Genomic DNA, 23973 nt, shown 5'->3' with positions numbered 1-23973 from the left:
CGGTACCACCACCTCACCAGCTCCCTTTAGCCAAAATTAATTCAGCCACTGCTAGACTCGTCCGCATCCTAGCGAACGAATAGAGACGGGATTCGCCTCGATGAACTGCGGTTTGAGCGAGTAATATATAACCGTCATTCATGCTCAAATTCTTGAGTTGTAAATTTCAAAACTCGACAGTTTTCAGTAACGGCGCGAGCCACATTGTCTGGTACTCCATTCGGAATGCTCGCTTGAACTTCCAATGTAATCTCGACCTCTGCACCCACCAAGCTGGCGAAGTGTTGAATGACTTCATCAGCTATTAGTCCTGCATCTCGCCGCAGTCGCAATGCATCTAACTTAATTGAGCCATAGAAACGTTTTGGTAGAACTGTTGGAGCAGGAGTAGTTACAGATGACGGATCGTAAGTGCCTGTTTTTTCTTCTACTTCTCTACTTGTCTGTCCCTCTACTCCCTTATTTCTCTGCTCCCCACTCTCTAAGTCATTAGGTTGTGGTATTTGAGTTGTCGCGATCGCGGCTCTATCTGCCTCAAACTGCCGTTGCGCTATTTCTGGCTTCACAATTAGACATTGACTGCTGAGGCTAGCGTTAATGTGCTTGCCTGCTGTTAAGCCCAGGTAACGTCCTTTGGATTCATCCCAGCCAGTAGCGTAAGCAAAATTTTCATTCCAAAGTAATTCTGCCACTCCCGTCTCTACAGCAGCCAGTAGTACCTTTTCATCTCGCAAGCGCGGCAAATACAGGTAATAAGCCAGATACTTCCACAACTTCTTCAAGTCGAGATGGTTGACATCCCGCCATAGATAAGGGTCGAGTGCTTCTAGACCCAGACGACTGGCAGCATAGTTAGCCATCAAATGTTCTTCGTGTGTGGCTTTGCGACTCGCTTGCACTATGGGCGAGTCTGATGCGTGCAGCCGAATTTCTTGCCACTCGATTGCTGCGTGAGGATCGGGTTGCGTTGGTACGAGCAGCCAAATATAAGCTTCTTGAATTAAGTTTTTAACAATTTTGTCAGTCTCTTGCTGTTTGGTTGTCGCTTGGTTGCTTTGAAACACACCGAGTTCTAGGGCTTCCTTTTCTCGGACAATTGAATCCCAAGCTAGATACTGGCAAACAGACTTTTCTAGCAACTCAAGTTTAGCCTTGTCTGGTGCGAGGAACAGCAACATATTTTTGCAGTAACGGGGGCTGGCTCCTTTATGCTGTAAAATCTCTTCTGCTCTGACACGGGCTGGAGTATCGGTTTCTTTATTTTTATGCGGATACTGCGCTCCCAAGACAACCAACCTGACAGCCATTTCATCGGGTACGTCAGCACTGGAGTCGGGAGCAATGTGAACTCCAGCAAATTCACCGCGCTGCTTATCAGCCCTTAACCTACGGATAATTTCATCCCAAACTTTATCCCGCTCCTGTTGCTCGGCTCGGTCTTGAGCGAGGCGGGTGACGCTAGGTTGAGTTGAGAACCAGTAGCGACTGCCATCAACGTAGAGGTGGGTAGCGCGATCTGTGAGACGGCGCAAGGCATCCCCGAAAGTTGCTACGCTTTCCCCTGGTTGGACGCAACCGAGTTTAATCCGTCGATCTTCCAAGCCGCGATTGGCAGCGCGGAGAGTCGGGGCTGAGCCGAGATAAATGGTACGGGCGACGCGGCGACAGGCAGAGTAACGTCCTAAATTTGGATTTTGGCGATCGCACTCCAGAGGCAGTGAATTATCTCCGTCTACGTCTTTTTCAATCACGGGAACCCAGTGGTCTTCTAGGTAGCGCGTCAATTCTGCTTGCACCTGTCCGTCATCCATCGGCACGTTGGCAGGCATGATTAACAAACTTTTGTCTTGTCCCTCCCACAAGGTATGAATTACTTTTGCCATTAACCGCAGTACGCCCCTGGTGCGTTGAAACTTGTCCAGACTCGACCAGTCGGTGTAAAGTCGGTCGAATAGTTCAGGATGGATGGGATAGGCATTTTCCAACCGTCGCTTGTAACTAGCTTCTCGGCACTCGCTAGGAAATTCCTGCGATTGGGCTTGGTACATTTCCCCGAAGGCGCGAACGACGGCATCGCGGGCGACAAAGGCAGTTTGTTCGGCGATCGGTTGAAACAAGCGCCGTCGCACGATTTCAAAGCTTTCATCGGCACTAGCAGGTCGCCAAGGGGATTCAACTCTGCCAATGGCATTTTTGAGCCGATCTAGGGCTGCTAACCCTTGATCGCCGCCAATTTCATTATCAGAAGCGGGAATACTGGCGACTAGCAAGGTCTGGTTAGCATTTTTTGCCGATTCGCTCAAAGTCTGAGCAAAGGTAAAGTGAGTGTCAAAGCTACCCCCTGGCAAGTCATTTTCTTGATGCAGCTGTCGGGCGTAAGCTACCCATTCATCGATTAAAATCAGGCAGGGCGCATAACGGTTAAACAACAGCCGCAGGGTATCGCCAGGGTTAGTTGAGGTTTCGTCTGCTTGCCGCAGCATCTCGTAGCCTTCTTTACCACCCAACTGCCAAGCCAGTTCGCCCCAGAGCGTCCGCACAACCGTACCATCTTTTTTACGTTGGGGCTGACCTGGAGAAATTTTGTTGCCAACTAAAACTGCCGTGTTGACTTTTGCCGGAGGCATGACACCTGCTGCTGACAGCACTGGTTCTAATCCTGGCAACTGTGATGCAGGGACTCCCATGAATAGGTGATACAGGGCAAGCATGGCATGGGTTTTGCCACCACCGAAGTTGGTTTGCAGTTCGATGACAGGATCTCCACCCTTACCTGAAAGACGCAGCAAGGCATTTGTCAGCAGTTGCTTGAGTCCTTCTGTCAGGTAGGTGCGGCGAAAAAACTCAGTGGGGACGCGGTATTCGTCCGATCCTTCGTCTAAATAGACCTGCCACAGATCCGCCGCAAATTCCGCTTCTTGGTAGCGACCGGAGGCGACATCTTGGTGAGGGGTGACAATTTCTCGCCAGGGTTTTAAACCACCTGTAGGGTTGCCTTCTAGGGGTTGGAGATGAGCGCGGCGAGTCTCGCGACGGGCTTGTTCGGCAAAGCGTACCCGCAACAGTTCTTGTTTTTGCTTGTCAACTTCATCGGCTTCTGGCGCAGAGATGGCGGTGAGCAAGCGGGAGACGCTATCGAGGGCGCGATAGGCATCGTCTGTAGAGAAGGGATCGTTATGCGCCCAGGAGTTACGGGTAGATATTAACTCCCCGACTAAACTTCTTTCGGCATTGCCCAGAGTTTTTTTGAAAACTTCGCGCCACTGATTTGACATTAGTTTGAGCAATTCTGAAATGTCCTGCTTCAGAATTTGCTCGACGCTGCGCCGTAAGGTACGGTCTTCCGAGACAAAAGGGGTGGCGGCGACTAACCACTTATCGCTGTAGGCAGAACGCATTTCTCGTTCTACAAAGGGATATAAGCCATCTTTGAGCAGGTCTAAGGCTCTGCCAACACGTTCGCGGTTGCTAATCATATAATTTTAGATTTTAGATTTTAGATTTTAGATTGGAAGAGAGGAATTTTAGATTTTAGGTTGGGGTTTAGTTTTAGTTCGTAGAGTCTTGATTGAAGCAACTATCATAGCTACAATTTCGTTTGTTTCTGACATCAAACTCTTTAATTTTTCAGCAGCGACTAATTCAGCTTCAATTAAAATTTCCATCCAGTAAAGGCATTCGTCGGCTTCCTCTAAAACAATTCCAAGCTTGGCAATCAGATCGGCAGTTGATTTACCCCGACAAGCAGCGCGATAGTTAGCTCCTACTGAAGTAGCCGAACGCAAAAGTTGTTTACCAATAACTTCCGCTATATAGTTATTAGGCAGTTTTCCCACAAGGCGGATAACCCGCAGTGCTAGTTTTTTCGTTCTATCTTTAAATTCCTGCTCATTCATAATAATTTTAGATTTTAGATTTTAGATTTTAGATTGTTTTACTCGTTTTTGATTAAGAGTTCAATGTTTCTCTAGCTACTTGCATTTTTCCTGTTTATCTTTGACTAAACGTTATTATTTCATTAATTACTCATCAGTAGAAAACCTCTTTTTTTATTCGCTAAATCTAAATTTCCCTCCTTCTTCAATCTAAAATCTAAAATCTAAATTTCCCCTCCTTCCTCCTTCTTCAATCTAAAATCTAAAATCTAAAATCTAAAATTTCCCTCCTTCTTCAATCTAAAATCTAAAATTTCCCTCCTCCTTCTTCAATCTAAAATCTAAAATCTAAAATCTAAAATTTCCCTCCTTCTTCAATCTAAAATCTAAAATCTAAAATCTAAAATTTCCCTCCTTCTTCAATCTAAAATCTAAAATCTAAAATCTAAAATCTAAAATCTAAAATCTAAAATCTAAAATCTAAAATCTAAAATCTAAAATTTCCCTCCTCCTTCTTCAATCTAAAATCTAAAATCTAAAATCTAAAATCTAAAATCTAAAATTCCAACTCACCTTGTAATGGCGTGGCTTCTTTCTTTTCGTCAGCGAGACGGGAAATGTCCGACCAGGAAATTACCAAGCTGTTGTAAGCGACACCTTCAGATGCCCAACCTTTGCGATCGCAAATGTTATACAGCCGATAAGCTAGCTCCCGCGCTGCTTCTCCTATATTTCCCAATTGCGAGAGTAAATTCGCAGCGCCTCGATCTCCACCACCATCTTGCAATTCTCGAATCATGTGCTGTGTGGCAGCCCAAATGGTGATTTTAGATTTTAGATTTTTGATTTTCGATTCAGATTCACAATCTAAAATCTTCAATCTAAAATCTAAAATTTCACTGCGGCGTAGCAGTCGTACTTTCCCTGCCTTGGCAACGAGGATGCCAGCGTCTACCATGCTTTGTACGGCGGTATTTTTAGCTTTGGAAAGGGTTTCAGCATCGCCAAACAATCCTTCACTGAAGGCATACTGTTCAAACCAAGTCAGGGCAAAGCGGGTTTCAGCGTCAAATTCTCCTTCTTGTTCGGCGAGGAATTCATCTAAGGTTTGGTTGATCAGTTGCAGGGCGGTACGCACGCGCATTGGTGTACCGTCCGATTCCAACACTTTCGTGTAGCGAGAGTAGATTGCCATGCCAGGACCAATGCTAGCTTGTGCCAAGTCTACAGGGGCGATGTTGCCTTGTTGCAGTTGATGCAGGGCGGCTGGAAGTTCGCGCTTGAGGGTGTTGACGAATTGGCGGCGAGTGGTGGATGGTGCGGTTTCTGGACGAGGACGGCAGACGAGGGCGATAGATGAGGCGAGGGCATTTGTACCACTGGCAACTGTACGGTTACTTAGTTCTGTTCGCATGGGCAATGTACCAGTGATAGTAAAACCAGCCTTGATTAGCCCTTCTAGCATGGTTTCCCATCCGGTAGAAGCAACTGCTAGATCGTGACTATCTTCATCTGTTGCTTCGGTTTCTGTTTGTTTAAAGGCATAATAAACAGTGAGAGGATATTCATCATGTGCCATCTCACGCATTCGCTTAAAGACTTGACCTAATCCGGCTTCAAAAAATTCCTTGGCTTTTTGTTTATTTCCACCAAAGCGATAAGGTGTAGCGACAAGTTCTTGTGCTTTGGGAACGAGTAGAGTAGCGAACAGATCGGGATAGATTGAACCTAAACAACGACGCAGCCAGACATAGAAAAAGTCCGAGAGGTCAGCGTAGCCGATATTGTCGTAATAGGGTGGGTCTGTAGAAACAACTATTGATTTTGCAAAGACATCCGATTTGGTTGCATCGATTTGTTTGACAACTCCTTTGGTACTGCAAGGAGAAATTTCAATAACTTTAGTTACCCAATTAACTGCACCGATAAAGTTACCACTAGAACTACTAAATGGATTTACTTCTGCAAAATCCCAAGTCATGGGGATGGCTTGGCGGGCAAAAGTATTTCGCATTTTCTCACCTGACGAGTGCCAGCCACAAATGCTTGAATTGTAGTCACTCATACGATCTACTGCGATCGCTAAATAAGTTACCACTGCATCTGCATAAGCTGTTGCACCCGTACCACCTTCATTAAGCGGTAAACCATCATCAGGCATTCCAGCAGCTACAGCATCCGCAAGTACCTTTTCCCGTGCTTCGCTTACCAAGTCGCTAAAAGTGGTCAAGGCTACAAGCTGACGAGAAGTAAAGAGTTTATCAAAAGTGTCAATCCCATAAATTGGTGTATTGAAATTGCGGGGATTATGTGGTAGAGGCGATTCAGGTGTCCATTCCGGTTTTGCTGAAGCTGCAATTTCCTCATGTTCCAGAGTTGGTGACAAATACACCCGTCCGCGTTGCCCTTCGGCGACAATAGCCATCAATTCAGCGTCCATCCGTCCCGCTTTTCCTTCACTGCGGATGTAGTCAAATGGCACTGGCGTACTGCAACAGATGCAAGTTGCACCCTTACGGTTTACGGTTCCGTCTGGGGGGTTTTTGATTTTTGATTTTTGATTTTTGATTGAGAGGTTTCGTCTTGCACTTCAGAATCTAAAATCTGCAATCTAAAATCTAAAATTTTATAACGTACCACAGACGGCTGCTGAGTGCGATCGATTATAGGTTCTACCCAAGCTTCTTTATTTTTCTTAGTTGAGAGACAAAACTTACTTGTGAGGGGCATTTTTGCGCCACAACCAGGATTAGGACATTTCACAGTCCTTACCCACAACCAAGCAATTACCGTCGCCTCACCGCCGCCATACTCCTGCGGTAAATCTACTTTGGGGTAAAGATGCCCAATTTGCTTAAAAGCTTTATCCCGCATCCATTGCCCGTAATAGCGCACGTCCTCAGCTAATCCCTGCGCCCCATAGTGGAATTTTAGATTTTTGATTTTAGATTTTTGATTGGGGATGATTGTACTTTGAGAATCAGGATTAACAGGAGGGCGATCGGCGAATTTTGGCGGAATTTCAATCAAAGCTTTGGTAATCAAAACCGCCACTGGATTCAAGTCGCTTCCATGCGCTTCTAATCCCAATCTTTGCGCTTCTAAAGGTATCGAACCTCCACCGCAAAAAGGATCGAGGACAGGCGGCGGATTATTATTAGTCGATTTCAGAATTTCGGCTTTAGCTGCGTCTAAAATATCTTTATTATTAATATTTTCCCACTTCACCAATTGTTCGATAATTTCAAATAGGCGTTTCCTCTCTGCCTCCTGCGCCTCTTCTGTAGGAAACTTATCGGGATGACTCGAAGGATCGTCCACCAAAGATGCAAACAGAACTGCCCGACACGTTGCTAATGGCTTACGCGACCACCATAAATGTAAAGTTGAAGGATGCCCGTGTCGAATTGATTTTTCCCGTGCTGATTCTTTATTAATAGCTTCTAGTGGTAAGGAAACTTCAATTAACTTCTTGCGATAATTTCCGTGGTTATACTGAATTGAATTTAGATTTTTAGATTGAGCTAGAGACGAGGAAATATCAATAAATTGTGAATTTACTGGGTTGTCGAAATTATCTGCATGAGAAGTCATTACAGTAGCCTAACAATCCTGGTGGGATTATTAGAATTTGCCCAGGAATTACTAGCCAGCTGTCCGTAAGATCACTGATATTTATTTTTCTTCAATCTAAAATCTAAAATCTAAAATCTAAAATTCTCTCACCCAATTTCTAAAAGCTTTCATCGTCGCATTTCTACCTACTACTTTACTCTGCTCTACATATTGAGGAATCGCATCAACGAGTGGGAATTGAGAAAAGTTTCTACTGGTATTCGATTTCACATATTTTCCATCTTCCAATACATTTATCTCCAAGCTCTGCCCATCATACCGCCAAAGCTCACTCACGCCTAAAGCCTCATAATTATTGAAACGAGTGCGGGATGTAATATCAATTTCAATTGCTAGATCTGGTGGAGGATCTATAGTTAGGTCTATTCGCTTCTTCCCTATAATAACAGCTTCATTCTGGATGTAGAAACAGTCATCTGCTTCTACACCTGCTGCCATAGCTTCGTTTTTAAAAGTTGTAGAGGCAAGACTTCTACATTCAATGTCGAGTTCTTCAAGTAATGCTTTCACCAAGTCACCGATCGTTACTTTGTTAACTTCATGTTCTAGTAGTGGTGTTACGATTTCTAGCATTCCTTGGTAGTAGTTAATCTTGGTAGCTCGACCTTCTCCTAGCTCTGATAAAATGTTTTCATACATCTGCCAGGAAACATTTTTTAATAACAATTGCTGACCTGGTGGAACGATAATTTGATTTAATTCTAGTAGCATAAATGAATTCCTAAAGCACAAGAATTTACCACTACTTGAGAGTCTGCACGTTAGGGTAGTTAAGAATTTTATCGTCAACCGTTAATAACGGACAGTTATAGATTCTTGCAGTTGCAACAATAATCTGGTCGGCGGGGTCGCGGTGAAAACCGACTAATTGTGTTGATTCAACTACAATTGGCAGCGTCAAATCGAGTAACTGTACTCCTGGATAAGCCAAAGCATCATTCAGCCACTCACTGACCGAACAGGATAGAACAAGCTTATTGTTTTCTACTAATTTAGCGACTTCCCAACAAGAAATAATGCTCACTCCCAAACCTTGAGACTGGTATTGTTGTATCCACTGTTCATTAGCTGTTGTAAGTCGCCGATTGCCATCAACCCACCAAACCCAAATATGGGTATCGAGTACAATCATTTCAGCACTTCCCAATCTTCCAGGGCAACAGGCTCAGTTGGGTCATCGTAGCGAATGACTGTACCGCGCAGAGGATAAGGATTTGAGTCTGGGGAAGGTGTAGGCGCTTCGGGAAGTGGAGTACGACTTTCTAAAACAATCACTTCAACTGCATCCCCCGCCCGAAAAGGCAATCCTCGCAGTGTTAGAGTTCCATCTTCATTTAAAACAGTCTCTATTTTATGAGCATTCATATTAGAATTTTAGATTTTAGATTTTAGATTTTAGATTGAGAAAGATTGCTCTTAAGTAGATTTTAGCGATTATTGTATGGCAGCAATAGAATCAATAGGTCTAAGCTATTGCCTCAGCGTCTTAGTATGACCGGATACTGGTATTTTAGACATAGCTATAGAACCAATCCAAAATCTAAAATCTAAAATCTAAAATCTAAAATCTAAAATTGCCTAAAATGGCTCAGTTCCTTGCTGCCACAACTCGCGCCAGTCATAATTTACACTCGTCACGGCGAAATCTGGTTCTTTATGAAACGGTTGCCGCAGATAACGAATGACACAATCATCGTCATGCACCTTGTAAGTTCCCTGCGATGCCTTGACTTTCCAAACATCCCCTTGGGTAAATTCCTCTGACTTCGGCACTTGCACCAAAGCCAAGATGAAAGCGTCCGGCTGATTCAGTGCCGCGATAATCTCATTCTTCGTCACCGTCACCGTTGCTGCACCTGCTATCCGCCCCTTCACCTCGATAAAGCGCAACTGTCCCGTTTGGGGAATGCGTGACTCAATATCGTAGCCGCACTTTTGGGAACTGACATCTTTCGGTTCGTAACCCAACTGGGATTCTGCTGCCATCACCGCTGCCATCGCTGTTTTCTCTACCCGTTGAGTTTCCCTAGCAAACATCGCCGCATCTGACTGTCGCTTTCCTTGTAGCCGTCGCAGCAATCCCAGCGAAACTACCAGCGCACCCCCGACGACGACTGGTGGTAAAGGCGATAATCGGCGTTCCTGTTCCAATTCCTCCAGCCGATGCAGCAACCGCGCTTGCAACTCATCCGCCCGCTGACGCGCCTTGGTTGAATTGATCTTGGCATTCGCCTTGCCAGCTGACTCTTGCATTTTCAGGTCTTCTGCCCGATGGTCCCAATAATTAATCTCTTTTGTGAGTCGGTCTTTCACCGCTGCCATCGTCTTAGCGATGAGTTCTTCCTTGCGCTGCTTGACTTCCTGGAGGTGTTGCCCGACAAGCTGGGAAATGGCGTAACTCGTCGCCTCATTTTCGATTTTAGATTTTAGATTTTGGATTTTAGATTGAAACGTTTGGTTTGAGTCAGTAAAGATTGTATCTATAATTTCCTTTTCTTCATCTTGAGGGGATCTATAGTTGAGGTAGGGTGCATAACCTGCGTTCCAAATTTCAGATTTTTGATTTTCAATTTTCGATTGAGTTTCTGAATCTAAAATCTGCAATCTAAAATCTAAAATCCCTATTTCCACATACTGCATCCGTCGCGACACCACCCGTCGAGTCCCAGTGGAATTAGTTCGCGCATCCTGGATACCATGTTCTAGGTAGACTAAAGCGCGGATGCTTTCGCCCATGTCGTTGTCGTCCACCAAGATACTGCCTTGTTTCAACAAATCCCGATGCCGTTCCAGAGTCAGATCGATCGCGGCATCCAGTAGGGGATGTCCAGGACAGACGAACGCCGCTAGTGGCTTACCTGGAATGCTAATCGACTCTTTTTCAAAGCAGATGCGTTCGTAGCGTCGCAGCAGCGGTTCTCCCACCCCAATTTGTCGCCCGCGATCGCGAATCACTGCGGGGACGTGGGTGATTTCGTAGCGATCGCCTTCTCGCTGACGCGCCGTGCCACCCAACTGCTCAAAAGCTTCCAGAAAGAAAGAGGCAATAAAATGAGGTTGCAGCCGTCGCGCTGCTGCTCGTTCCATGTCTGCTTTAATTTGCTGCACTTTGGCGATATCCATTGCATCTCGCGCCAAAGCTCTTTCTGACAGCAGTTCCCGCAGCCTTTGTTGATCTAGTTTATCTTGTACCACTTGGTTGAGGCGATCGCGTACATCTGGGCGATCGCCATAGCGAATCGCTTGGATCAGCAACTCTCGTAACTCAGTAGAGGCGATCGCTTTCCCTAGCACGTCAAAGACTTTACCCCCCAGCGCCTCTTGTTCTATTTCCAACTTTTTCAACAGCGCCAGATAGACATCCCCTTCACGAGTTTCCTTTGCCACCAAATTCCATAGGTGACACACCTCCGTCTGTCCGATCCGGTGAATCCGCCCGTACCGCTGTTCTAAGCGGTTGGGATTCCAGGGCAGATCGTAATTCACCATCAGGTGCGCTCGTTGCAGGTTAATTCCCTCTCCCGCTGCATCGGTGGCGATTAAGACTTGCACGGCAATATCTTGGGTAAAGGCTTCCTGGGCTTTGCGGCGTTCTTCTCGTCCCATACCGCCGTGAATTGTCACCACGGCTTCAGTCCGCCCCAGCAGCGTCCGAATTCTCTGGGCTAAGTAATTCAAGGTATCTCGATGCTCGGTAAAAATTACCAACTTTCGGGATTTTAGATTTTTGATTTTAGATTTTTGATTAGGATCTTCGAGTTCATAATCTAAAATCTGCAATCTAAAATCTAAAATAATTTTTGATAGTTCTTCCCATTTCTTATCCGTGCCACTACGCCGCACTTGTAGTGCTAGCTGCTCTAATTCTTGTAAAAGACTAATTTCTACTTGTAATTCGGCTATTGTCCGCGAAGCCGTGGCGAGATCGGCAACTTCCTCTTCTTTCGCTTCCCGTTCTTCGCTGGGGACATCCTCCAGATCGTCTTCTATATCTTCTAAATCGAGAACTTGCCCAAGTTCTATACTAGCGCTACTGCCTCGCTTCAACAATTCTTCTTCGCGCAACCGTTTTTGCAACCGTTCTCGGCGGCGGGTAAGCGATTGATAAATTGCCTCTGGCGATGAAGCAAGACGGCGCTGCAAAATCGTCAAAGCAAAACCTACAGTGCCTTTACGCCCTTCATTACCCAAAGCATCAGCACGGTTGAATTCTTCGCGCACGTACTCGGTGACTCGTTTATAAAGTACCGCTTCCAAATCCGAAAGTTTGTATTCTACAGCGTAGGCTTTCCGTTCTGGAAATAGCGGTTTGCCGTCAAATTTCAGTAGATCTTCTTTAACTAATCGCCGCATCAAGTCGGAAGTATCCGAGACGTGAACTCCATCCCGAAATCGTCCCTCAAATCTGTCTCCATCTAGCAACGCCATGAACAGCTGAAAGTCTTCTTCTTTACCGTTGTGGGGTGTTGCCGACATTAATAAAAAATGTCGAGTTAAACTTGACAGCAGCTTGCCGAGTTTGTAGCGTTTCGTTTCTCTAATTTCACCGCCAAAGAACGAAGCCGACATTTTATGAGCTTCGTCGCAGACGACCAAATCCCAGTCCGTTTGGGCTAATTTGGCTTGTAGGTCGTCATTACGGCTAAGTTTGTCCAGGCGCACGATTAATAGCGGCATCTCTGCAAAAGCATTTCCCGTCCGCGCCGCTTCAATCCGATCGTTGGTGAGAATTTCAAAGGGCAGGTGAAACTTTTGGTACAGCTCGTCCTGCCACTGAGCTGCTAGACTGCCAGGACAGACGACAAGGCAGCGATGCAAGTCGCCTCGAATTAGCAATTCCCGCATTAGCAATCCCGCCATAATTGTCTTACCCGCGCCAGGATCGTCTGCCAATAAGAAGCGCAGGGGTTGGCGGGTTAGCATTTCCCCATAGACGGCTGTAATTTGGTGGGGTAGTGGCTCAACTAGCGATGTGTGTACGGCTAGCAGCGGGTCGAATAGATGGGCAAGGCGAATGCGGTATGCTTCTGATACCAAACGAAAGTTAGCGCCATCGGCAGTAAAACTCCAAGGGGTTCCTTCCGTAACAAGTTCCAGGGTTGGTTCGCGATCGCGAAATACCAATTCATGTCCTAAAGAACCGCTAGCATCTTTATACGTCAGCTCGACAACATCAGAGCCATGCCACTGAGCATCGACAATGGTGACGAGATTGTTTGGCAGGATGCCCCAACTTGAGTACCCTTCGTCAATTCTTCTAGTCGAACCATGTCGAATCATTTTCCTTATTTGCTGGGAAAAGGCATTGCATAGAAGATTTTGGCGGCAAAATCGCCCCCAAAAGCCTCAAATTCTTTGAGCTTAGGATCGAACAAGTCTTTTCATACACGGGATAAATACGGATCTTTGGCGCTAGCTAGAATGCGATCGAGGACTCAACTCGCTCTCGCTGCTTAGGTTACTGACTGCTGGCGCTAGCTAATCTTATTGCGATCGGTTTAAAAGCAGTCTTTCTAACAATTGCGGCTGCAAGTCCCAGAGGTTGGCGCAGGGTCTTTCTCTGGAATGAAAATCGTTAAAATTTGATGTGCTGAGCAGTTCTTATTAATACATTTGTACTATAAGCTACTAAAATAGTATTATTTAATGTAGTAACTAGTTCCTATAGATATAATAAGGGAACCATCATCGTCAGCAGCGTTGTTTCCTGACCTCCATGAGTGGAGGCGGTTGAGGTAAACAAGCCTGCTGGTTTGCCTTCCATCTCACCGTTTAGCCATAAGCTAGAGGTAGAATCGATTAGTTGTTTCATTTGTGCCGTCATATTGCCGTAGCGCGTCGGAGAGCCAAAAATGACTCCATCTGCCGATCGCAGATCGTCAACGGTACAAATAGGAATGTCCTGCTGTTGCTCTCGTACTTGACGAGCCGCTTCGTTTTGGTCGATGATTTGATCGACCGCTTCAAATTCCTGAACGCGACGTAGCATCACTTCAGCTCCAGGGATTTTGCTGGCTCCTTCGGCAACAGCTTGCGCCAGTTTTAAGGTATGACCGTACATTGAGTAGTAAACAACCAAAATTTTCATCATTCCTCCAAAATCGATCGCTTCAATTTTTCTGTCTAGTTATTGGGTCAGGTTATCTAAAGGTAGAGATTGCACTAAACTCAAAGTTAAAGGTGGTTGACTAATAAACCGAGCATAATCAGCACTCAGATAGGGACGGTACTGCTGAGAAGTAGCAATGTAAGTTTCAAAAAAAGCCACGCTCCAAGCTCCCAGATAGCCACGAGCCAAGGCGGGATCTGGACCGATGACTGATTCGGGAATGGGTAAAGGTTCGCTACCTGGATCGGATTTATCGGCAGCAGAAAAGTGGGTTCCACCTGCGAGTAAGAGAAGATATTTATTCCGAGCAGTCAGCCATGTAAAGGGTAAAATTTGTTCTGGTAAAGCAGGTGCAACTTTATCCTCGCTGCTACTAGCGATCGTCACCGGAATTTTTATTTGACTCAACCCAGCTTTACCAAAAAGGGAGCTACCAATCGGATTAATCGCGATCGCCGCCTTAATTCTTTTATCGCGTAAATTATACTGCGTGCGCGGTAATTCTAGCGTCCGACACTGAAGTAGTAGAGACAAATTAAAAGTCTCGCCCAAATTCTGACAGTCTTGTTGCAATTGGTCGAAATTCAACGTAGCACCTGCTAAAGCTAATGCTGTATAGCCGCCGTAGGAATGACCGACAACTCCAACTTGTTGTAAATTCAGGGCAAAAGATAGATCGGTGCGATTCAGTTGCGCCAAAACATCGAGCAAATAAGATACATCCAGAGGACGATTGATAAACTCCCTTGGAGGTGTCACGGCAGTAGCGCGACCATTCAGGAGCGATCGCAATTGTTCGGCATTGCTATTGGGATGTTCGGGAACGGCAACGGCAAAACCATAACTAGCTAACTGTTGGGCGAGATATCTAAAGGTATTGCGGTCTGAACCTAACCCGTGGGAGATGACTATGACTGGAAAGCGTCGGTGGTTGGTAATTGGTAATTGGTAATTGGTAAAGAGTTGTTGGTTGAGTGTTGTTGGTTGTTGGTAATTACTTTCTTGTCCCCCTTGTCTCCCTTGTCCCCTTGTCCTCTCTTCCCCCAGCTCGTCCCTGCTCCCAACTCGTCCCTGCTCCCTGGGTAAATAAAGATCGGCAATAAAGGCGCGATCGCGGCTGGGATCGTAAAGCTCTAAGGTGCGTTTCGTCCAAGTAAAACTTCCTCGTTGGCGCAAGTCTGGCAACTGGGAGAAATTGGCTGGCTGTTGGTTAATGGCAGCGGCAGCCGATTGTCTTTGTACCAGAGCGATCGCTTCGTTTGTGCGATTGATGACAGCTTGTAATTCTTCTACAATCTCTAAACTTTGCCCTAGATTGACTCGAATTCCATTTGTAGGAAACTGACGCAAGACATCGAGTAGGGTGAAGCCTTGGCGATTTTCTGCTGCGGCTAAGATGAGCGCCGAGCGAATGGCATAAAACCCTGGAAGTCTGGCTTCAGTTTGAACGATCTGTCCCAGGCGTTGTAATAAAGTTTCGCCAATCGAAGAGTAAAGAAATTGAGAAATTGCCACTGGAGTGAGATCCACTGGTGCAGTTAGTATGCTTCGTAGCCGCGCTAGTTGTGCGGGGGTGAGCCTGCGGGCGTAATCGATCAGTCCGCCCTGAATTTTGCCCGTTTTGGCAAACTCTGCCAAATCTTCGATCGCCACCGAGCTTTCAAAAGCGCCGTATGTCGCATAAATGCGATCTGCTGCGACTGCGGTTTGAACTCCCGTAGCTGGAAATAACAATAACGAAAGTGCAATTCCCAAAGATTTATGGAGTTTTGAGCTGAGAAGTTTTTGCAACACAGTTAAGACATAAACTAAAATCTGGTTTCGTACTCCACTAGCAGCCGACTCTCACCGCTCAAATTGGTGGAGCCACGTACCAAAATTTGGTCGTTGAGGCGATAAATTAGGTTGTAACGCAGGGGGTCATTAGCAGCAAATACTCGTGAGAGGGAGACAGAGAAATCGTTGGTGATGGCAAACACTGCCTCTGCTGCTAAACCGAGGACAGAAACGTTTTCTGTTGGATCGGTGACGATGGTAGGAAACAGGCGTAATTCATCAATACCTAAAGCCTCGCCAATCTCGGTAATATTGTCTTGGAAGTTGGACAGTAGGGCAGATCCTGCAATTGTGGCAAGCCCTAGGGTAGGATCTCCTCTACCCAAGGTATTGACAAAGGAACCGCCTAAGAGTGCGACGATCTCTGCTTCGCTGCGATTCGGTTCGCTGGTCAGTTCTAGATTATCCGCCAATTCACTCGCGGGTCCCTCTACTGCTGCTTGCACGCGCACGGTGCGGAAAGTGCCGAAGTTGGTAGCCCCAACGTCGCGGATCTCGCCAGAAAAAGGTGAAGTGGGAACTCGCCCAATGCCCGTTGTCTCCGGTACGGTTGCCACTAGAGTGACATCAAGGATGGGGTCTAGTCCTCCTTTGGGCGTGAAGCGTGCCGTCTGTTCTTTGCCCCGCGCTAAATTAAACTGAGTCGTAAATAAGTTGACTTGTCCCCCCGTCAGACGCACCACTCCTTGAGGACGAGGATTCGTTAAAGTGCCATTAATCGCCAGGTCGCCTTCTGCCTCAAAGCTGAGTAGGGGTTGACGGACGATCCGCACGTCATCACCGAGAATCAATTGCAAATTGGTAAATTCAATCGGAGATTCCTCTGGGGTGTTGCGATTTGTCGCTGTGCTACTTGTAGCCGTACCTGCTGCGGGCGTACCTGCTGCGGCAGTAGGAGTCTCTTCAGTTCCTCCCAAAGAGACTTGACCGTTCGCCAAGCGAATCTTACCGCCAATATTGGGAGATAGAGCTGTGCCTGTAATAACGACATTGCCGCTAACTCCGCCTTCATAGCGTCCTTCGATATCTACCTCTAGGTCGTTGAGCGATACCGTGAGGGGATTGGTTGCTGGCTGTGCCTGTTGGGTGGCAAAAATCGGTAGAGTTCCTTCAGCAATAACTTTGCCTGAATTGTACTGCCCTGTAATATTAGGAACGACGATGCGATCGCCATTAAATTCTACCGTCCCCGTGACGTTTCTCAGTGGTTCGGGCAAAGCCTCAGCTTTTAAAGTGGCATTCTTCACCACAGCTTCCCCCGTTATTAATGGCTGGTCTAAAGTTCCCTGCACTTCGACATTGACTTGTCCCTGACCGTTAACCCAAGCAACTTGCTCGGTGAATAAATTCAACAATGCCAAACCTTCATCTTGGACGTTTGCTCGGATGCTAATTTGGTTACTATCGGGCTGGACAGAGGCAAACGGTAACGCTACGGGAATACTGCCTGTAATTTCAACTGGTTGAGTCCCAGATATTAATACATCGCTGGCAAAATTCAACCGCGCATCATTATAGTCAAAGCTCAGCTGGGCTGTCTGAATCGGTTGTTGATTCAAGCTTGCTTCTACCAGCGATACCTCACCGATCGCTTGAGGGTTTTCTAGACTACCTGCTAGGGTGACGAGGGCATTCAACTGTCCGGTGACATCAAATGGTAATGCTTGTGGTAAGCGATCCAAAAAAGGCTGTAAGGTTGCTACAGGAACGCTGACGACTCGCAATTGTCCCGAAAGATCCTCTCCTAGTTGTCCGGTAAATGCAATCAGTCCGTCACCGAGATCGAGTCGCAAGGGCAGCAGCGTCACAACGCCGTCTTCAAAAGTCCCTCTGGCGATCGCTTCATCGACTTTGTAAGTCCCCCATTGCCAATCTCGACCGAGTAGTTCAAAGTCAACATCGAACGATGGCTGCAAACCTGGGGGTAATGCTCCGGTTACAGCAATTTCGCCGCTAATTGTACCGTTTAAGGCTGAAAGTGGTGGTAATGTGGCTGAAGCTCTTTCTTGCTGTTGCTGTTGTGCAATTAAAGCTCTAATTTCCGAAAACAGTCGCAGTTGGGCGAGTAAGGATTTTTCTGGTATACCTACAGATACCGTTGGTAATGCCTCTGCTCCAGGGAGATCTTCGGGTAACAAGCCACCTGCTAAGTCTTCAAAACCGAAAACGCTCAGTGCTTGCAAAACGTTTTCAACTCTGGCGCGATCGAAATTCGTTTGAAACTGAAATCGTCTGTCTCCTTGTGCTGCTAAATTTCCACTCACGGAAATGCGGCTTTCACCTTGTTGCAACTCGCCTTGGGTTAAAGAGAAAGCCCCTGCATCATAACGAAAGCGGGCTTGCACTCGGTCGGCTGTAAACCTGCCCGTTCTGGGTCGCGCAATTGCTAAATCTCCTACTACAGTAGACTCAGTGATATTTTCAGCTAAATCAATAACTAACTTGCCCGATAAATCTCCCCCGATCGCACCAATTTGCTTGAGGCGATCGCCTGGAATCACGTTTCGCAGTACGGCTACGGGAAAGTCTTGCACGTTAACAACTAAGTTTTCGCCTTGGGTTGCACCCCTAGCTACTGCCTGATTTCGCCGCACGAAAAATGAAACGGGGCGATTATTCTTATCCAAGGTAAAGGCAATTCTATCTTGTTTACCACTAACATCTAGTTGAGTCTGCTGTCCTGCCTGATAATTTAATTTGCCAGTCAATACCGGATCGAAGGCTAAACCGTTGACGCGCAAGTTTTGCAACCCTAGATTTCCAACCGCATTGGGAGCATCGGGAGTACCTGTAACTTTTCCGGTAAAATCTGCTTGTCCTGCTAGCGTTACGTTACCAGGGATATCCAAACCAAACTCTTGCAAGTCGTAATCTCGCGCCCGCACGTCTAAGTTAAACCCAGCAATTTCTGGCGCTGCTTGTTCTGGTAAACGCACGTCAACCGTTCCACTGGCATTCAGCCCTGATGCAGTTGCTTTTTGAACGATAATTCGCTCGCCATTCCACCTAACTTGAGCTGTTAAGGGTTGCTCGATAACGGCTAAACCTTGAGAAAAGCCTACTTGTCCTTGGGCTTGAATCTCGGATAAATCGAACGAATTTCCCGTGACGCGCACTTTATTGGCACTCAATTGTCCTCGTAGCTCAGGGGAAAAGGATTTCAGTTGCACTCCAGAAGCATTCACAACCGCTTGAAAAGAGCGATCGCGATTGATTTGACCGTTCGCCGTTACCTTACCACCTGCAACTTGGAAAACAGCATCTCGAATCAGCGTATTTCCCTCGTTAGTAACGATGACTTGAGCCGTACCAGGATAGGTAGCTTCAGGTGCTTGCACTTGCGCTACAGTACGGATATTGCCAGGGGAACCAGAAATTTTTGCCGTTCCTGCTACATCGCCAATGTGAATTGGGGGTGTAGTGTCGTAAAGCTTGGCTATAGCATTCCCTGGTACGTTTTGACCCTGGAAATTAAATGCGACTTGAGGTTGAGTCCCTAACTGGATTTGACCCTTGCCTGTAATTTTTCCCCCAACTGCGGGAGTTGCTTGAATATTGGTAAAGGTAATTTCTGGTGTTGCCCCTGCTGTTGTCAACTCAAAGCGACCGCTAATATCTTTAAATGGAATCCGGTCGATCCGTGCAGTTTTAATCGTGCTGACAGTGCCACTCAAAACGGGTTGCTCGATCGCACCCCGCAACTGAATATCTGCTCTGAGAGTTCCCTTTGTCGGAAACGGCGACTCAACATTCAGCGTGTTTAGCAGATTGTTTGCGCTAACTGCTTTCACCTGACCTGATAAGTTATAACCTTTAAGAGTATTGAGCGTCCCGCCGATTTGAACCGGAATTTTGCCATAGCGGGTTGTCACATTTTGCAAAGCGATCGTCCGATCCGGTTTAAATAAAAGTTTCCCTTGGGTATTCGTAAATAGATTCGGCACGTTTTCAATCTTGGCAGTAACGTTACTCAGGCTAGCCGTCCCTGCGATCGCGGGTTGTTGTCCTTCTGGTTGCAACTGCACTTTTAAGTCACCATCGACCCGACCTGCTTGTAGGTTAATGGGTAGATCGATTAACCGACTAATCTCGGTGGCGAGTAAATTCTCTGCCTCGATATTAAGAGTTGTCTGTTGTAATGCCGCAGGGCGAGTTTCTCCAGATAGTGCCAGTTTGCCCCCTGTTTTCGGTTGACCAGTTAACTCGAACTGAATTCGTTCATTTTGGTCTAGAAAGCGGGCGACTCCGCTCACATCGGCGTTAGCGAAGCGGCTCCTCTGGAGCATCGCCACTGCACCTTTAGGTCTATCTGGGGCTGGGTTTGGCACTAAGACAATATCGGCATCTCGTACCCGAATTGTCTCCAACTCAGTTTGAATGAAACCAGCACCGCCTTCGGGAGTTTTAATTTGAGTTGAAACCCACTGCCCATTTTTTGCCTGTTCGACGTAGACATCCGGTTGGACTAACGTAACGTTTAATTCTAATCTTCTATTAAACAGGAGTGGCAAAAGATCGAACTGGACTTCTACCGCTTCTGCTGTCACCCGATCTGGATCGCTAGAAGTTGCTGGGAGTGCTGCCGAACTAAATCGCAAGCTATTGAGCGAAAACCTTTCCACTACCCCTATATCTACAGGTCTTCCAAGGAGCTGCTCTAAATTCCTTTCAACCAGCGGTACTAACCTTTGGTTGATAAAAACCCAACCCCACGATACGCCCCCTGCAATTGCTACGAGTAGAAACGCTCCGACAGCAAGACTGCTGCGGCTGAATATCAACAGCCACAAACGCCGACGAGAATTTGCTTCTGGCGGGCGACGAGGGGAATGCGTCATCTTTATACCTGAATGGGACTGGATTGAAACGTGATGCTGTTTTTCAGCGTGGCAAATTTACTGCCCCACAACTTGAGTTCTCTCAGCAACAATTGCGGGCTGTTTCTGGACGTAGACTTCATACTCCTTAGCTGGACCTAAGTTAAACTCCCGCTCTAAATCTCTTGTGGTCAGCTTGCGGACATTTCCCGTAACTTGGACACGGCTACCTTCGGTAATATTCTTGGCTGGCGCGGCACTAACAATCAGTATGTCATCGTCCCCAAGCACTTCATTGTTGTCAACCATAAATGCAGTTGGACTGATGACTCTCTCAACATCTCCTTCAATTGCGACTGTGCGACCTAAGAACGGGACTGGGTTTTCGGTAATTTTTTCTAGATTGGGATTGAGAGCCACCTGCGTAGCAACGATAACGGGTTGTTCTCTAATTTGAGCTTCCAAACCAGGGTCTAGATCGAAGCCGTACTCTTTTTCTACGTCAACTATAGTCAAATCTCGAACTGTACCTGTCACCCGCGTCAGAGTCCCTTCGACAATTGGAACTTTATTGGCATTGACAACCAGTACCTCTTGACCGTTAACAAACTCATCGCTTTGAATCGTGAAAGCTTGGGGGCTGACTTGCCTTTGAATGTCGCCGCTGATAGTTACAGTCTTGCCGATGAGATTAGAATTCGATCGATCTGCAACTTCGCTAGTGGTAGTAGCAGCTTCGCGACCTGCTGAGTCGGAGTTTGTGCCAGTACAAGCGGGAAGCACTAAAGCAAACAGTGCTAGGGCGATCGCTGCTGGAGTTTTGCCGAAAACTTGAGTGATGCGATCGCGATGAGAAGTTGTGTTGTTACTAAGTTTGTTTATCATGGAAATCTCCTTTTGGTATTGATGAGAACCAATGTTTTGACGATAAGCTGCAATAGTGGAAAACTAGTGGAAAACTCAAAAACACTAACTTCAAACTCGCCGAAACAGATTAGCCCCCGCGTATTTCCAAGAAATTTGCTCTGGATCTTTGCTTTTCGACCATTCCACAAACTCTTTACCATCAGTTTCGTGTTGCGCGATCGCAGTTTCTTCAATTCCTAATCGTTCAGCCAATTGCTGTCTATCCAATAAATCGCTTTGACCATCCGTATTGCTAGATCGATCTGGGCGATCGCTATTGGAATTTTGCTGTAGTTGTGAAACCTGTCTTTTCAAGTCGCTGACTTCACCCCTTAAGTTCTCCACCATAATCGTGATGGGTTTGTTCGTGGTAGTTTGACAAGAATCTAATCCAAAGTAATCTTCTAGGATGAGATTTATCGCCTCAGCAATAGAGTTTAAACTCTGCTGCTCTTTAAACTGTTCTACACGTTGATAAAGCTGCGGGGGGTGGAAAACTTGGGTAGAAAGAAGATTAAATCAGTTACCAGTTACCAGTTACCAGTTACCAGTTAAGAGATGTCAGTTGTCACGGGCGATCGCATAGCATTTTCCGCGCCACAAGTGTTTACTTTGGTCAAGAGCCACTGATAACTAGTCACTGTAAAAGAGGTTGAACTTGAAACGCTCCCAACTACAGCGTTATGGTATTTCTATACTAGCCACCGCAGTAGCACTGCTACTAACACAATGGCTGTGGTGGCAGCTTCAACTATATCTAACTAAGCCAGTCGAGCCAAATGAATTGATTGCAGCTATTGCTAGCCTTGCTCAAAGTAGCGAACGACTTTAAAGGTTTTTTGTATTCAGATCGAATTACCGAGTTCTCCACCACTTTTCCACGATTGAAATCTATCCTGAATTGAAAGGAAGCACAAAACAGGATGCGCGATCGCCATTCCTAAATAGTATATGAGGGAGCCGAGAAAAATTTTGTGGAGTCAAACTAATAATTCGGCGTTAGTTCGCTTTTTACTATTATTTGCTTCCGGTTGGGCTTTATTACAGCTTTTATCTTACTTTAAAACTGTCATTTTTATTTTTGCATTTGCGGCAATTTTAGCTTTTTTACTTAGCTATCCTGTTCGTTGGCTCAGTCGTTTCTTACCTCGAATTCTAGCAGTTATTTCTGTTTTCTTACTCAGCTTTACGAGTATTACTGGTTTGATAGTTATAGTCAGCTTATCTGTTTTTTCTCAAGCCCAACAACTGATTCAAAGCATAATTTTGTTTTTAAATTCTCTTTTGCCATCAGTAGAGCGATTAGAAAGATTTATGCAGCGTTGGGATATGCAGATAGACTTAAATGTTATTCAGCAGCAACTACAAGAAGAAATCGCATCGTTTTATACTAGAAGTTTGACGTATCTTTTCATACATTCACAAGTGTTTTTTACTAATTTTTTGACTCTTATTCTCATGGCTGCTGTGACTTTTTTTATGTTGTTATACGGTCAGAGGCTTTGGCTTTTTGTCCTCAGTCTTTTACCTGTAAGCTCGCACAGCCGTTTTTCTAATCTAGTTGAACGTAAGTTTCTAGCTTTTATTAAAGGTCAGTTCTTACTAGTTTTATTTTTATCATTTACTACTTTTATGGTATTTCTAGTATTAGAAATACCATTTCCATTGATATTGTCACTCGCGATCGGATTTACCAATCTCATACCTGGAATTGGAGCGATATTGGGAATTAGTATAGTTTCTTTAGCTGTCTTATCTCAAAGTGTTTGGCTAGCTTTAAAAGTTTTAGGAGTTTGCTTTGTACTTCAGCAGATTCAAAATAACTTGATTGCTCCTAAAGTCATGCAAGATTCAGTCAATCTTAATCCAGTAATTGTTCTGTTTGCTATCCTGGTTGGGGCTAGAGTTGCAGGAATATTAGGAGTTTTTTTGGCAATTCCAATTACAGGCATACTCGCTAGTTTTTTTGAAATTGAAGAAATGCAGGCAGAATTATAAGTTTAACTGCGGGTTACGTAGTTTCAGATTAATTCACTTTTTGCTCTGGTTCTATTCGCTCGCTTGCTAACTGCTGAGAAACCCATCCAGCAAATCGATTTTCAAAATTATTCGCCATAATTTCCATGATATTATTTGCGTAATTCTGACCTGCCTTTTTATACTCCTTGAAATAATGATAGCCAAACTGACTTGTACCACCTAATTGTTCGCATTGCCTAGAGTGTACGAGTTCGTGAGCTAATAACGCCAGTTGACGAGAATCTCTAGGTTTGTACGAGCCTTCTAGATAAATCCGCTGACAATAAGTTTGAGCAACAGCATCAACTTGTCCGATATCTATTTTGAAATCAGCGTACAACCAGCCGTCCATCAGTTTAGCATTGTAGGCGATCGCCACGCGATCGACTAAATCTCCAAAATAGGGGCGTAAATACTGTTTCTGTATATCGTCTAATTCTTGACTGCTGCCATTATTAGCATACATCCACCGAGCCGCTGCTTGATATGCTACTACACCTGCTTGACCCCATAATTCTTCAGCAATTACTGTTGTAGATTCTCGAAAATGTGGATAGCAAGATAGATCGAGCCAATGACAGCGTTTGAACTGAAATACTTGAAGTTTGTAGCTCTGAAAAACTAATATAGTTAAGAATAAAAAAACACTAATAAAACTCAAGCAAATAATCTTCCTTCTTTTCATGATAGTAATTAAAATGACTAATGACCGATGACAAATGACAGCCATAACGCGCCTATCTTTTGAATCGGCTAGATTGCTATAGAATAGTTT

15 protein-coding genes and 1 pseudogene are annotated in these 23973 nt (G+C 45.6%); 2 read left to right on the top strand and 14 right to left on the bottom strand.

Features of this window, described 5'->3' with window-relative positions; translation table 11 throughout:
- Positions 1–13 precede the first annotated feature (13 nt).
- From M5J74_RS32815 to M5J74_RS19030, 13 genes and pseudogenes are all read right to left on the bottom strand, one after another.
- Positions 14–142 carry a hypothetical protein gene (locus M5J74_RS32815; protein WP_015155776.1) on the bottom strand — a complete coding sequence of 43 codons (129 nt, stop codon included), beginning with the start codon at positions 140–142 and terminating at the stop codon, positions 14–16.
- A complete protein-coding gene (locus M5J74_RS19090; protein WP_250012765.1) occupies positions 135–3476 on the bottom strand; it encodes a Swt1 family HEPN domain-containing protein in 3342 nt (1113 codons plus the stop codon). Before M5J74_RS19090 ends, M5J74_RS32815 begins: the two co-directional genes overlap by 8 nt.
- Positions 3477–3524: 48 nt before the next feature.
- Entirely contained in the window at positions 3525–3896 is a 372-nt protein-coding gene (locus M5J74_RS19085; protein WP_015155778.1) for a four helix bundle protein, read from the bottom strand.
- 535 nt (positions 3897–4431) lie between these two features.
- A pseudogene (locus M5J74_RS33540) lies at positions 4432–7469 on the bottom strand (DUF1156 domain-containing protein).
- 117 nt (positions 7470–7586) lie between these two features.
- Entirely contained in the window at positions 7587–8222 is a 636-nt protein-coding gene (locus M5J74_RS19070; RefSeq protein WP_250012762.1) for a Uma2 family endonuclease, read from the bottom strand.
- A gap of 31 nt (positions 8223–8253) precedes the next feature.
- A complete protein-coding gene (locus tag M5J74_RS19065; protein WP_106170665.1) occupies positions 8254–8643 on the bottom strand; it encodes a type II toxin-antitoxin system VapC family toxin in 390 nt (129 codons plus the stop codon).
- Complete coding sequence (locus tag M5J74_RS19060) at positions 8640–8876, bottom strand: hypothetical protein (protein ID WP_250012761.1); 237 nt, start codon at positions 8874–8876, stop codon at positions 8640–8642. Before M5J74_RS19060 ends, M5J74_RS19065 begins: the two co-directional genes overlap by 4 nt.
- A 213-nt stretch (positions 8877–9089) precedes the next feature.
- Complete coding sequence (locus M5J74_RS19055) at positions 9090–12791, bottom strand: helicase-related protein (RefSeq protein WP_250012760.1); 3702 nt, start codon at positions 12789–12791, stop codon at positions 9090–9092.
- A 382-nt stretch (positions 12792–13173) separates the two neighbouring features.
- Positions 13174–13602, bottom strand: coding sequence for an NAD(P)H:quinone oxidoreductase (gene wrbA / locus M5J74_RS19050; RefSeq protein WP_250012759.1), 429 nt, complete (start codon positions 13600–13602; stop codon positions 13174–13176).
- A gap of 36 nt (positions 13603–13638) precedes the next feature.
- Entirely contained in the window at positions 13639–15414 is a 1776-nt protein-coding gene (locus tag M5J74_RS19045; RefSeq protein WP_250012758.1) for an alpha/beta hydrolase, read from the bottom strand.
- 14 nt (positions 15415–15428) lie between these two features.
- Positions 15429–20294: a translocation/assembly module TamB domain-containing protein gene (locus tag M5J74_RS19040; protein ID WP_250012757.1), complete on the bottom strand. Its 4866-nt coding sequence runs from the start codon at positions 20292–20294 to the stop codon at positions 15429–15431.
- Between the two features lie 57 nt (positions 20295–20351).
- The gene (locus M5J74_RS19035; RefSeq protein ID WP_015155786.1) at positions 20352–21158 is read right to left on the bottom strand and encodes a hypothetical protein; all 807 of its coding nucleotides are present in this window, start codon (positions 21156–21158) and stop codon (positions 20352–20354) included.
- Between the two features lie 90 nt (positions 21159–21248).
- Entirely contained in the window at positions 21249–21527 is a 279-nt protein-coding gene (locus tag M5J74_RS19030) for a hypothetical protein (RefSeq protein ID WP_250012756.1), read from the bottom strand.
- Positions 21528–21837: 310 nt separating this feature from the next.
- Here M5J74_RS19030 and M5J74_RS19025 point away from each other — a divergent pair, with 310 nt between their 5' ends.
- Together M5J74_RS19025 and M5J74_RS19020 are read left to right on the top strand one after the other, a co-directional pair.
- A complete protein-coding gene (locus M5J74_RS19025) occupies positions 21838–22011 on the top strand; it encodes a hypothetical protein (protein WP_158631842.1) in 174 nt (57 codons plus the stop codon).
- Positions 22012–22130: 119 nt separating this feature from the next.
- The gene (locus M5J74_RS19020; protein ID WP_250012755.1) at positions 22131–23177 is read left to right on the top strand and encodes an AI-2E family transporter; all 1047 of its coding nucleotides are present in this window, start codon (positions 22131–22133) and stop codon (positions 23175–23177) included.
- 28 nt (positions 23178–23205) lie between these two features.
- Here M5J74_RS19020 and M5J74_RS19015 read toward each other — a convergent pair whose 3' ends face one another.
- The gene (locus M5J74_RS19015) at positions 23206–23928 is read right to left on the bottom strand and encodes a DUF4157 domain-containing protein (RefSeq protein ID WP_106168091.1); all 723 of its coding nucleotides are present in this window, start codon (positions 23926–23928) and stop codon (positions 23206–23208) included.
- Between the last annotated feature and the right edge of the window lie 45 nt (positions 23929–23973).

Origin of the sequence: Chroococcidiopsis sp. CCNUC1 (genome assembly GCF_023546805.1) — a bacterium.
Classification (GTDB): Bacteria; Cyanobacteriota; Cyanobacteriia; order Cyanobacteriales; family Chroococcidiopsidaceae; genus Chroococcidiopsis; species Chroococcidiopsis thermalis.
This window is presented reverse-complemented; position numbering and strand designations above follow the sequence as displayed.

What these genes read in the sequence shown, in the direction of transcription:
- M5J74_RS32815 (WP_015155776.1), bottom strand. Translation starts at nt 142, where the DNA reads ATGAATGACGGTTATATATTACTCGCTCAAACCGCAGTTCATCGAGGC.
- M5J74_RS19090 (WP_250012765.1), bottom strand. Translation starts at nt 3,476, where the DNA reads ATGATTAGCAACCGCGAACGTGTTGGCAGAGCCTTAGACCTGCTCAAA.
- M5J74_RS19085 (WP_015155778.1), bottom strand. Translation starts at nt 3,896, where the DNA reads ATGAATGAGCAGGAATTTAAAGATAGAACGAAAAAACTAGCACTGCGG.
- M5J74_RS19070 (WP_250012762.1), bottom strand. Translation starts at nt 8,222, where the DNA reads ATGCTACTAGAATTAAATCAAATTATCGTTCCACCAGGTCAGCAATTG.
- M5J74_RS19065 (WP_106170665.1), bottom strand. Translation starts at nt 8,643, where the DNA reads ATGATTGTACTCGATACCCATATTTGGGTTTGGTGGGTTGATGGCAAT.
- M5J74_RS19060 (WP_250012761.1), bottom strand. Translation starts at nt 8,876, where the DNA reads ATGAATGCTCATAAAATAGAGACTGTTTTAAATGAAGATGGAACTCTA.
- M5J74_RS19055 (WP_250012760.1), bottom strand. Translation starts at nt 12,791, where the DNA reads ATGATTCGACATGGTTCGACTAGAAGAATTGACGAAGGGTACTCAAGT.
- wrbA (WP_250012759.1), bottom strand. Translation starts at nt 13,602, where the DNA reads ATGATGAAAATTTTGGTTGTTTACTACTCAATGTACGGTCATACCTTA.
- M5J74_RS19040 (WP_250012757.1), bottom strand. Translation starts at nt 20,294, where the DNA reads ATGACGCATTCCCCTCGTCGCCCGCCAGAAGCAAATTCTCGTCGGCGT.
- M5J74_RS19035 (WP_015155786.1), bottom strand. Translation starts at nt 21,158, where the DNA reads ATGATAAACAAACTTAGTAACAACACAACTTCTCATCGCGATCGCATC.
- M5J74_RS19030 (WP_250012756.1), bottom strand. Translation starts at nt 21,527, where the DNA reads ATGGTGGAGAACTTAAGGGGTGAAGTCAGCGACTTGAAAAGACAGGTT.
- M5J74_RS19020 (WP_250012755.1), top strand. Translation starts at nt 22,131, where the DNA reads ATGAGGGAGCCGAGAAAAATTTTGTGGAGTCAAACTAATAATTCGGCG.
- M5J74_RS19015 (WP_106168091.1), bottom strand. Translation starts at nt 23,928, where the DNA reads ATGGCTGTCATTTGTCATCGGTCATTAGTCATTTTAATTACTATCATG.